The sequence below is a fragment of the Pelatocladus sp. BLCC-F211 genome (assembly GCF_041928655.1).
Taxonomy (GTDB): Bacteria; Cyanobacteriota; Cyanobacteriia; order Cyanobacteriales; family Nostocaceae; genus Pelatocladus.
The window spans coordinates 18,444-29,457 of record NZ_JBHFLM010000102.1 but is presented as its reverse complement, the minus strand read 5'-3'; the positions used below and the strand labels follow the sequence as shown (position 1 = coordinate 29,457).

The window sequence follows — 11,014 nt, the reverse complement described above, 5'->3', positions numbered from 1 at the left end:
CATGAGGATTTCAAACAGTTAGTAATGTTTGTCATACTGTCTATATTAATTACTCACTAATTTACGTGATTATATTTAATTGAAATTGTATCTATTAGTACTAGTATATGTGCTACAAAATGAAGTGCGGAATGTGGGTTTTATAAGAGTTGCTCGGTTAAGGATTTTTCGTCATAATTTTGGGGTTGTAGAGACGCGATAGATCGCGTCTCTACAGGATTTAAATGTCAATTGATTTGTCTTATCCGAGCAGTATTGTAACGCAACGGCAACAAAGCGGGAGGAAGATCCACGCCGCTTTTTACCTCCTCTACTGACTAAATTGTGCTGAAGACAGAATTTGTGATTGTATTTGCTTGTACTCCAATTAGAGAAGCTAACAGATCACCAGTACTCGTCACACTGATCAGTGTGTTATTTGCATCTGCACCAGTACCTTGGGTAATTGTGATGTCTGCAAAATTTAAGCCACTTAACTCGATTTGGTCTGCTGTGAATCCGAAGTTTTCAATCTGATCAAATCCTTCGCCAGCAGCTAGCACAAAGGTATCACGACCACTACCACTAATTACTTTATCGAAGCCTGAACCTGAATCAATTTTATTGTTACCAGCTTCAGCATAAATTACGTCATCACCATTACCAGTGGAAATTTGATCATTGCCTTGACCAGCATAGATCATATCGTTACCGTCACCAGCCTCTATTTGATCGTTGCCATCTCCACCATAAATCTTGTCATTCCCAGCTTCGCCATACAGCTGATCGTTACCTTCACCACCGTAAATAGTATCATTACCATCGCCACCATAAATCGTATCGTTGCCTTCATCACCTTCTAAAAGATCGTTACCACCTAAGCCTGTGAGAGTATCATTTTTTTCTAAACCCCGAATGCGATCGCTTGCGGTTGTTCCCACAAGATTATCATTACCTGCTGTACCCACAATCTCGTTGTATACCTGAGATAGGTTAAAGCTTGCCATCACCGGATCATGGTCGCTGACTTGATCGAAAAACTCAGCGTTAATATGCACAACATCAAATTCAGAACCACTGACTAAATTGTTACTCACCAAAATGTGGTCAAGTACTTGGGAATTACCTTCAAATACGTAAGTATATTGTTCATTTGCTGGTAAAGTATCAACTAAGTTAGTCAGGACACCACCCTTCAAAGTTGCAATGGGGTTGGAAAACTGAAAGTCGTTGAGATCACCCATGACCACAACGTTGGCGTTGGGGTCTGCTGCTAAAACGCTGTCTACAAAATTATTGACAATTTGGGCTTGTTGTGTACGTTGTGCCTCAGAACTAAGTGTTGGCGGTTGGAAGCGTCCGAATAAAGGTTGGTCGCCACCCTTAGAATTAAAGTGATTGGCTACTACAAATACTGTATTGCCATTAAAGACAAACTCACCTACCAAAGGCTTACGGCTATTAGCAAAAGCATCACCATCTGAGAGGTTGGTGTCAACTAGGCGACCAGGACTAGCCGAAAGTTCACCATTCACGACTGTTGTATTGGTCGTCGGTGTCCCACCTGGACGGTCTACAAAATCTACACGGTTAGGATTATATAAAAAACCAACGCGAATATTCCCGCCTGGTTCACCGCCATCTTGGTCATCCACCGGATTAATTTGACGGTATTCGTAAGTTGGACCACCAGCAGCTGCGATCGCATTAATTAAAGTTTGGTAAGTTAGATTTGCATCAACAACAGAGTCATTTGTAGCGCCGTTGTTGTCTTGGACTTCTTCTAAACTGATAATATCCGGTGACTTGAGATTATTAACAATCGCATTTGCCAAGCTAGTAAACTTGTCATTACCATCACCAGGATCGAGGTTTTCAACGTTGAAAGTGGCAACAGTTAGTTTATCTTCATTGGTTGTAATTGTTGTTGTCTCGCGAGTCAGATCACCAGAATTCACACTTGGTAAAGACGTAGTATTTAACAGCTTAAAGTTACCAAAGCTGTAGTCAATTACACCTGTGACTGAACCATTCAAGCGATCGCCTACATTTACTTTTGGTTCATTAGTAATGATGGCATCATCAATAATAATCCGTTCTGGGTTAAAATCTCCTGGCTGGATGACAATTCCGCCACGACTTGTACGGGTGCTAGCATTGACACCATCATCAGCAACTACAGGGATTTCACCAAAATCATTAGTAGGGCCGACTGCTACTGGATTATTTACCTGCACTCGCATTCCTTCTACACTTTCGTAGAAGTCAATCCCATCTTGAGACGGATCAAAAGTGCCGCTAGTTTCCACATTACCAGTTGCATCGTCTTCAATCACCGTTGTGGGGATTGTTCGTCCACCGTTGCCGAGAATTGTCGCTGTCGGTAAAGTGTTATCGTTTGATAATACGGTGATTGTGGGATTATTGCTAATTTGGGTAATCGAAAGATTGTTAGTACCGCCAGAACCACCAGGACGAAACTCTGTTACTGTACCACTAACTAAAATCGAAGCGCCAACGGTGACTGTGGGTGCAGAAGAAGTGAAGACAAAAATCCCTTCGGAAGTAGCATCATTGCTGTCAGGATTGGGATCTTGTAAATAAAAGCCATTAGAAACGACAGCTGTAACAATACCAGGAACATTGCTAACTGTTTGACCAACAAGGGGTGAAACGTGGCTAGCACCTTGGATATCATGAATACGGATATTCCCAGCCGTAACTTCATTATCTGTGACTGTGACGGTGGTTGTGCCGTTGGTAAAGCCCGATGCAGTAGCGTTAAGAGTAACAGTTTGTGAACCATCTGCGATCGCATCATCCACAGCAGTAATATTAAATGTTGCTGAAGTTTGTCCAGCCGCAATTTCTACTGTTGTGGGAACAGTTGCCTCACTAGTATCATTACTAGTTAAAGTCACAGTCAGAGCGTTATCTGTACTTCCCGTACGAGTAACTGTACCAATCGCCGCATTGTTTCCTGCTGCTTCGGAAAAGCTAGTGGGAGAAACACTTAAACTTAGTGACGATGTTCCACCACCATTTGTTGTGTAAAATCCTAAATTATCGAAAGTATCGGTAGCATAACCATCCCATTCCACAGCTGGATCAAAAACATCAAAGGGATTAGTATCACCATTGATCAAACCACTTTTGCGACGTAGGGTATTATCTGCTGTACTAGTCAGTCCACTTCCCCACTCTGTACCTGGATCAAAGCCAATTTGACCAATAGAATCAACAATCGTACCATCAACACCACCTTGACGTAGGACGATCGCATCATCACCATTAAACCATCCTGCGCCATTGGTTTGATCTGCTTGACCAAGAATTACTGCACTGGCGCTACTTTGAGCCAGTACGAAGACATCGTTATCTGCGACTGTACCAGTGAGATTAATTGTCAAACCGGCAGAAGTGCTACCGTTGAAATATATTTGGATAACGTAGCCTTCCAAACTCAAGTCAATGGCTGCACCAGTACCGTTATAAATTTCTAGTGCTTTGTTGTTGCTGCTTCCCTCAATATATTCTGAGAAGAACAAATTAGCCATTAATACCTCCAGGATCAATAGAAGTCAAATTGAGATTTTTCCTGACTTCATAAATGTCACTAGAAGTTTAAGAATGAATTATTTTTTGCTTAATTTTGCACTGAAAGCTCAATTTTCATCAAGTTTTCTTTCTGTCTTGGTGTCTTGGTACGCCAGGTGCTACAACGGGGGGAACCCCCGCAACGCACTGGCTCGTCTTGGTGGTGAAGAAAATTTATTTAACCACCAAGGCGCAAAGACACCAAGATACCTACTTTAATCATCTTCGTACTCAACCCAACTGTTGGGAGTTTCTGACACTGCTACTTTAAGTTGCACATCTGCTGGGAGTCGTTTTTTGGTTTCGTCATAAATATATTTAGCAATCATCTCAGCAGTTGTTTCGTACTCAGGAGGTAAGACTTCGTTGAGAACGCAGTGATCAAGTCCTCCTTTAGAAACATCTTGCTTTGCCCAGCGTAAAGTTCTAAAATCAGCTACCATCACTGGGTGTGGACAATATTGAGAAGAATGTAGCTTCAATGCGGTTGCTTCGATTCGCACCGTATAATTATGCCCATGCATCCGACCGCAGGGGCCATCGTAATCTTTAATGTAATGGGCGCTGTTAAACGAGAATTCAGTTACTAGTTTCCATTTGGGCATTTAATTTTGCCTCGCAGCCAATTCCGACACAAAAAATAAAACTATATCTTTTTTGATCGTAACTGCGCTTTTAGATTCCACTATTCTTAATCTAGACCAATACCATCGTTTTCACTCACCAATAATTTACCTTCACCGCTATACACCCAGACAAAACCCTCTCCACCACTTTTGCCAAAATGACCTAATTTGCGATAATCTTCCTCAATACCCTTTGTGTATCCTTTCACCATGTCATAGTCAGCAATCAAAATTTCTCCTCTGCTGAGTTCAATGACTCTAGCTGGTGATGTAGTACCCGTCAACACGCGAGAAATTTGTCCAGGTAGAGCTTTTATAGCCAGTCTCCATTTACCGTCACCGGAGCCTGCAATTTGTCGGAATTTTAATCTTTTGGCTCCAATAACTACATTATCCGAACAAAACTGGAAGATACCATCATCAAATTCCCATTGCTCCTGCTCTGACAAGTCAACAGATGTGTAATTTAAAAAATATCCTTTTTGTCTAGGCTCAAGGTAAACCATACCAGTACCTTGATACACGGGTGCGTTGTAGTCAATCTCCGTTCTCAAGGCTACCCACATATCTTTCAAACGGTTATCAGTTTTGTAAACACCATAATTTAATTTACCAATGCACCTGTGCAATGATCCTTTTTGAATGATCACTCCAGAGTTTTCGAGTCTGATTTCTACCTGCTGAACAAATGGTATATCTTTTGTTGGATGGTAATATCTGTTGGTTTCTTTATTAATGTTATTTTGTAAATACCATAAATCTGTTGGTTCTAAAATCTTAACTTGGTGTTGCATTCTTATACATCTCCAATCATGATTTAAATAGGTGTATTCATTTTTTCAGTATTTGTCAATACATTTAAATTTTTATTAATTTTATAAATCCCTGCGCGTTAGGGAACGGGGAACAGGAAAAACTTCAGTTGTGGGTTTTAAGCCTACTTTAAAAAAGTGTCCTTGTCTTGAAAAGCTCAGTTCGCCGGAAGCGGGCGCTCTGACTTTTCGCTATTTCCATCCCAGATTTTTAAGTGTGGGTAACTGCTCCCTGTTAAGAGTTCCCTTTGAAACAACCATTAGATATAGAAGAATATATGCTCTCTCTCATCTGGTAGATGCATATAACTCTGTCCCATGAAAGGGAATTGCTTATTACCTAAGCAAGAAGAGTTTATTACCTAATAATCATAATCTTATATTTGAAGATTGTTTAAATTTGGGGATTATTCAAGTTTGTTTTGCATAAATCAGTTTAATAAATTTTGTCTTTTATCAATAAAAAGATAAATCTCAACTTACTTAAATCAGTAAACAACCAATAACTGATAACTGGTAATTGATAACTGTTGAAAAAGAGTCTTTAATTATGGCTGAAAGTGGCGACAAGCAAAATCATAGAAACCCAAGCCAAGATATATTCAAAGGTCTTTGGGAAGCAAAAGTAGTAATTACCATAGCACTATTGGCTGTGTTCGTAAAACTTTCCTACACGAATGAACAACCGTCAACTGCTCCTACTGCACAACTTGTCACTACATCCGAAGTAGTTAACTATCCTGATGAATTGATTGGTAAAACTGTAACCGTCAGAAGTAGACCACTGCAAAAAGTTGGTTTAACTTCGTTTACGGTTAGCGATCGCAGATTTTTTGGTGGTGATCCAATATTAGTTATAAATGCTTCTGGTCGGCCTTTTGATTTACCAAGCGATCGCGAAAACGTGATTCAAGTCACTGGTGAAGTTCGTGACTTGGCAATTGCCGAAATCGAACAGCAATACAAACTCAGTCTCCAAGACCAATATTACCAAGATTACGTCAACAAGCCTGTAATCATTGCCAGAGATATCAGACTAGCACCAGATGCAACTGCAATTACCTTGAGATAAGTACAAACTCTGGGTTACACAAAGCGATCGCACTTAAGTTAGGCGATCGCTTTTGTTTGCCCACGTTATACTAATTGAGCGATTAAACTTTCTCTAGCTCTTGTTACGTTGACAAATGACTGATACCGGATTTATCTGTGTATTCAATTTAAAATCCAAAATCCAAAATCCAAAATCTAAAATCGGATGACTCAAGACATGCAACGCGAATTTGCCAACCGTGATGAGTTGGTAGCTTACCTGCGCGAACAATTTCCTCAAGCTGTAGAACGCGATGATCACATCAGTCAAACAGTTGGTGGACGTCAAGCTGCTGAGAAAGTACTGCAAAAAGTAGACCCAGCTAAATACGCAAAAACACGTAATTTTTTTACAGGTGCAGTCACCCGGCTTTCTCCCTATATTCGTTATGGGGTTCTCAGTTTGCGCGAAATCCGAGATTATGTGCTTGATCGCGTGCAAAACCAAGATGAGGTCACTAAACTAATTAATGAATTAGGTTGGCGTGACTACTGGCAACGGCTGTATGTCAAACTGGGAAGTACCATCTGGCAAGACCAAGAAGAATATAAAACAGGCTATACCCCTAGCAAGTACGCACTAGAATTACCCGAAGATATCAGACAAGGTACAACAGACAGAGTATGTATCGATAGTTTCAGCAAAGAACTTAGAGAAACAGGCTATCTTCATAACCACGCCCGTATGTGGATGGCAGCTTATATCATCCATTGGCGGCGTATCCAGTGGCAAGCTGGAGCTAAATGGTTTCTCGAACATCTTTTAGATGGCGACCCAGCTAGTAATAATATGTCATGGCAATGGGTAGCTAGCACCTTCAGCCACAAACCGTATTACTTCAACCGCGAAAACTTGGAACGCTACACAGAAGGTGTTTATTGTCGCCAATGTCCTCTTTACGGTCATTGTGATTTTGAAGGAAGCTATGAAGAATTAGAACAACGGCTATTTCCCAAGGGAGAATTTAGCCAAAAACCCAATAGTCAAAGTTGGCAAAAAGGGAAGAAACGACGTTAGAAACCAAGCTTATTTCTGCAATTGCTGTGCTACTTGCTCGACTACTTCTACAGGCAAGTCTAACACTTGAGCGATCGCTTCTAAACTCAGCCCAAGCTGTATCATTTTTGGTATAGCTTCTAACTGGGTTTTTTGCTTACCTTCTTCTAAACCTTGTTGCTTACCTTCTGTAAACGCTTCTTGATAAACTTTGGTATTTTTCAATTCACTTAAACCTAACATGGCTTCAATCTCCTCGCAGCTCTTTTGCGGTAATTTTTGACATCTCCCCCGGTTGGAAACACGGGGGATTCTAAACAGATGTTGCTGCGGGGTCTATAAGACCCACTCCGCAACGTTTACGATATGATTTGGATAAAGCGTTAAACAAATCAACTCGTCTTGGGAGTGTCAAAGCTCCCCTACCCACCTCGACTAGGTTTAGTCCTAGCTGTGTGGCTACTTTTCTCGCAATATTAGCCGCACCATTGCAATCAGCATTGATGACGTGACCATCACGACTTTTATACAACCCACGTTTTACCCTTTCGCCTGACGGTTTCCATCCGTTGGGTTTTTCACCATGTTTGTAGAGGCTATCGCCGTCCAGGTAAGACGCTTTGCTGGTGTATGCTTCCTCAGTGATTGTTAACTGTATTCCGTACTCTGGACAAAGTTCTTTTAATCGGTCAATCAGTCGCCCCGTAGGGATTGTCACAAAGTTTTGATTCCCGCGCTTGCCCATATTGGAACCATTCTTTTGACCATCGTTCCAACCAATAACAAGGTTTCCTACACGGTCATTGAGGCATTGGTTGATAATAAATCTAGCCGCTTTGTTGACAGCGTCACGCATTTGGTTGTTGCGTTTGCGTTGTACCCTGTCTAAATTGGAATCCCAATAAAAATCAGACTTACCTTGCTTGTATTTAGCTACCAAACGACAATAACCCTGATTCATTGATTTCAGTTTCCTGCCATCAATAATTAGGCTTTTACCACGAGTTGATACACCTGTTAACCAATTGGTTCCACCGTGGTCAAAACTCCACGCTTGAGAGTAATCAAGACTAGGGTTAATGTCAATTGGTTGTTTACCATCATCAATTACCCAATCAACCCACAATTCACCGGTGGAAGGTCTGACAGTAACCTCTTTAACCCAATCAGAATTAATGAAATCGGGTAGATGTAAAGTGATTTCAGTTAGTAACTGTGGCTTAGTTTCTTTGCTTATTGATGGGTAAAAACAACCGTCTTTGTAGGTTAAAGCTTGACGGGGAAATGTAACCGCAGCAAGACCACCACGTTTTCTATATCTTGGCAACGAAGGTCTATCAACATCACCTTGATAATATTTTTTAACCAATCCGTTGTAGCTGATTATTGATTCTCCCACAGACTTAAGCGTTTGTTGTGCTGACTGTGCAGCCATCGCTTTGTAATGTGGGTTGTCTTTAAGAGCTTTGTCTAGTTCTGGGTAGGTAGTTTTACAGCGATAAGTTTTCCATTGCCTTAGCAATTCATCCCCACACCAGTAAGTTGTAAAAGCATTTTCAGATTCTTGCAAACTTGCATAATGCGCTTGTTTTGTCGCATATATAGCGCAATTAATTAAGCTGTTAGCGTGTTCACATTGGTCAATCCAAAAAGCTTTTTCTTCATCAGTAAACTTAGTTTTTAGCGGTATTGTTCTGTACAGTTGACTTGCCTCCTATTGACTTGCTAGACTCATTTTAATTTAGTCGATAGTTCTAAATTATGTCAACAGGCAAAGGCACAAAAAGGACAAAAAATAAACCAGTTTTATACGATGAATTAAAAAAAATACACGGGATATCTTTAACCGATTATTCGTGGAGCAAATTAAAGTCTATGGCATCCGATAAAGGATTAAGCGTCAGCGAGTTTGTTGAACAATGGATAAGAGAAACGCCGGGTTAAAACCCGTCGAGTCGCGTTTCATCCACTCATGTAAAGGTAGGGGTTCTCACGCTCCCGCGTTACTTTGATAGTCTCAATTAGATTGATTAAGTCGCGTTTAGCAGCTTCATCAGTTACCTGTTGCTTTGTTTGCTGAATCAAGCGTCTTGCTAATTCTGGTGCTGTGTCCTCAACTTCTATAACTAGCTTAACAACACCAACTCCAAGAGATGCTTCTGCTGCTTCTCCTAACTCATCCAAGTAAATACGTCTAACCCGATTTAGAGCTAAAATTTCTCCAAAATGTGATGGGTTTTCTCTTTCACCACTACGAGTAGGATAGAAGTTGCAATAAAGTGTAAATAATAGCCTATTACTTTGTGGAATAATACGCGATCGCCCCCATAATCCCATACTAAAAACCCTGTCACAGCTATGCTGTAACAGGGGTCAAATTAGAGATTTTGATTGTGGCTAATATTAAATTAACCGAGCCATTCTAAAACCGCTTCTTCCTTAGTGTTGGTATTGCGTGATGGGGTTTCACGATTAAACTTCATGTGAATTGAGCGGGTTTGCTCACCATCAGCTGCAACAGCCATGATTGGGTAGTCAATCAAACCATCTTGGAAAGACATCTGGAAGCGGAATGTTCCATCTGGATTTAGCTTAATGGGACGACCGCCGATTGTAACAGTTGCATCAGGTTCGGTTGCACCATAAACAATCAACTCAGCATCTGCAATCAACCAGAACTGGCGTGGACGAACAGGTACGGCGGAAGCAGAGAAGCCGACACCAGATATACCTACACCAGACATGGTTAAGCCAGATACAGTTGGAACTGCCCACATACCTACACCAGAGGGGAAGACATAGGAACTGATGGCTTGTTCTGGAGTAACCGAGCCAGGAACGTGCTGCATTGAGCCAAACAAAGAGCCAGCAACTCGCTGTGCTTCCGCAGATTCTGCCAAACCAAAGATTTGGTCGTAAATGGCGTTACCTGTAGCACCAGCAGCAGCAGCTTTCTTCGCAGGGGGAACCAATTCGTAGAAGCTCTTACCACGCAAATCTTCTTCAAAGTTGACGGTAATGAAGACGTCTTCAATCCAATCAGATGGATATACAGGAGGAACGTGAACAGGCGCAGAACGAGCCAATACTAACCAGCGACCATCAGCACAACGATAGCCGATATCAATCACATAATCGCGATCGCTCACAGGAATTGGCAAATACCATTCCCGTGCTAGTTCATCGCAAGGATATTCCTGAATGCTGTGGGGACTTTGGTACTCCAAGTTGATGTCGGTAACATCATAAATCCGCAGCGCCAGTTGTTGTCCTCCTTGGCGTCGCAATTCTTCTTTGTGGTCGTTAGGAACATCCCAATAAGTATAAGCCCACTGGGGATCACGAGGCATCAGGACAATGCGGCTTTCACCATAACCATCTGGTAACTCGCCAATTCCTTCGTCTACATCAGCCAGAGTTCCACCAGTACGATCTTCTTGACCCAATTCAAATTTTGCTGCTTCCACGGTTTCCTGTGCCTCCAATGAAAAAGATTGGCTGGGAGATGCTGTGCTACGCTCAATTTCTTGTATCGCTGCTAACAGCTGCGATTTACGCATTCGGCTATAACGAGAGACACTGTAAGAGCTTGCTACTTTACGTAGCTGCCGCAATGTCATCTCTTCTAATGGTGGTCTTTCTTTTGCCATGAATTTGGCCTCCAGTCATTTGAAAGGTTAATAATGTACCCTTGTCTATAAGTGGTTGATTCAATCCCATCCACCCCAGATTAACTTTTGCTTCTCGACTCCTGCTCTACCTAAACTTTGCTTAAATTTCAGTTAGGTTTTTATTGTTTTTTTATATGGCGGGTCACTCCCTTTCAATTTCCTGTGATGCCAAAATCAGCATTTTTTAATTTTGGGAGTTAAGGAGTCTTTATGTAAAAAAATACTAACTGCTAACCTCCC

At 41.4% G+C, this 11,014-nt stretch carries 10 protein-coding genes; 3 read left to right on the top strand and 7 right to left on the bottom strand.

Going from position 1 to position 11,014, the window contains the following annotated elements:
- Positions 1-317 precede the first annotated feature (317 nt).
- The 3 genes from ACE1AT_RS12540 to ACE1AT_RS12530 all read right to left on the bottom strand — a co-directional run bounded on the left by ACE1AT_RS12540 (position 318) and on the right by ACE1AT_RS12530 (position 4,996).
- Positions 318-3,536 (bottom strand): endonuclease/exonuclease/phosphatase family protein, encoded by a 3,219-nt coding sequence (locus tag ACE1AT_RS12540; protein WP_374868720.1) that lies wholly within the window; start codon positions 3,534-3,536, stop codon positions 318-320.
- Positions 3,537-3,791: 255 nt separating this feature from the next.
- A complete protein-coding gene (locus ACE1AT_RS12535; protein ID WP_374868718.1) occupies positions 3,792-4,181 on the bottom strand; it encodes a 6-pyruvoyl tetrahydropterin synthase family protein in 390 nt (129 codons plus the stop codon).
- Positions 4,182-4,267: 86 nt separating this feature from the next.
- Positions 4,268-4,996 carry an AIM24 family protein gene (locus ACE1AT_RS12530; RefSeq protein ID WP_374868716.1) on the bottom strand — a complete coding sequence of 243 codons (729 nt, stop codon included), beginning with the start codon at positions 4,994-4,996 and terminating at the stop codon, positions 4,268-4,270.
- Between the two features lie 568 nt (positions 4,997-5,564).
- Here ACE1AT_RS12530 and ACE1AT_RS12525 point away from each other — a divergent pair.
- Together ACE1AT_RS12525 and ACE1AT_RS12520 are read left to right on the top strand one after the other, a co-directional pair.
- Positions 5,565-6,086 (top strand): hypothetical protein, encoded by a 522-nt coding sequence (locus tag ACE1AT_RS12525; RefSeq protein ID WP_374868715.1) that lies wholly within the window; start codon positions 5,565-5,567, stop codon positions 6,084-6,086.
- A gap of 186 nt (positions 6,087-6,272) precedes the next feature.
- Positions 6,273-7,124, top strand: a complete 852-nt coding sequence (locus ACE1AT_RS12520) for an FAD-binding domain-containing protein (protein WP_374868713.1) — start codon at positions 6,273-6,275, stop codon at positions 7,122-7,124.
- Between the two features lie 9 nt (positions 7,125-7,133).
- Here the strand turns inward: ACE1AT_RS12520 and ACE1AT_RS12515 are convergent, their stop codons facing one another.
- Both ACE1AT_RS12515 and ACE1AT_RS12510 read right to left on the bottom strand, forming a co-directional pair.
- Positions 7,134-7,415, bottom strand: coding sequence for an Rpn family recombination-promoting nuclease/putative transposase (locus ACE1AT_RS12515; protein ID WP_374868726.1), 282 nt, complete (start codon positions 7,413-7,415; stop codon positions 7,134-7,136).
- A gap of 1 nt (position 7,416) precedes the next feature.
- The gene (locus ACE1AT_RS12510) at positions 7,417-8,805 is read right to left on the bottom strand and encodes an RNA-guided endonuclease InsQ/TnpB family protein (protein ID WP_374868724.1); all 1,389 of its coding nucleotides are present in this window, start codon (positions 8,803-8,805) and stop codon (positions 7,417-7,419) included.
- A 59-nt stretch (positions 8,806-8,864) separates the two neighbouring features.
- Here ACE1AT_RS12510 and ACE1AT_RS12505 point away from each other — a divergent pair, with 59 nt between their 5' ends.
- Positions 8,865-9,047, top strand: a complete 183-nt coding sequence (locus tag ACE1AT_RS12505) for a hypothetical protein (protein ID WP_374868711.1) — start codon at positions 8,865-8,867, stop codon at positions 9,045-9,047.
- 18 nt (positions 9,048-9,065) lie between these two features.
- Here the strand turns inward: ACE1AT_RS12505 and ACE1AT_RS12500 are convergent, their stop codons facing one another.
- Positions 9,066-9,440 (bottom strand): DUF2887 domain-containing protein, encoded by a 375-nt coding sequence (locus ACE1AT_RS12500; protein ID WP_374868709.1) that lies wholly within the window; start codon positions 9,438-9,440, stop codon positions 9,066-9,068.
- A gap of 71 nt (positions 9,441-9,511) precedes the next feature.
- Positions 9,512-10,753: a DUF4912 domain-containing protein gene (locus ACE1AT_RS12495; RefSeq protein WP_374868707.1), complete on the bottom strand. Its 1,242-nt coding sequence runs from the start codon at positions 10,751-10,753 to the stop codon at positions 9,512-9,514.
- Positions 10,754-11,014: the final 261 nt, after the last annotated feature.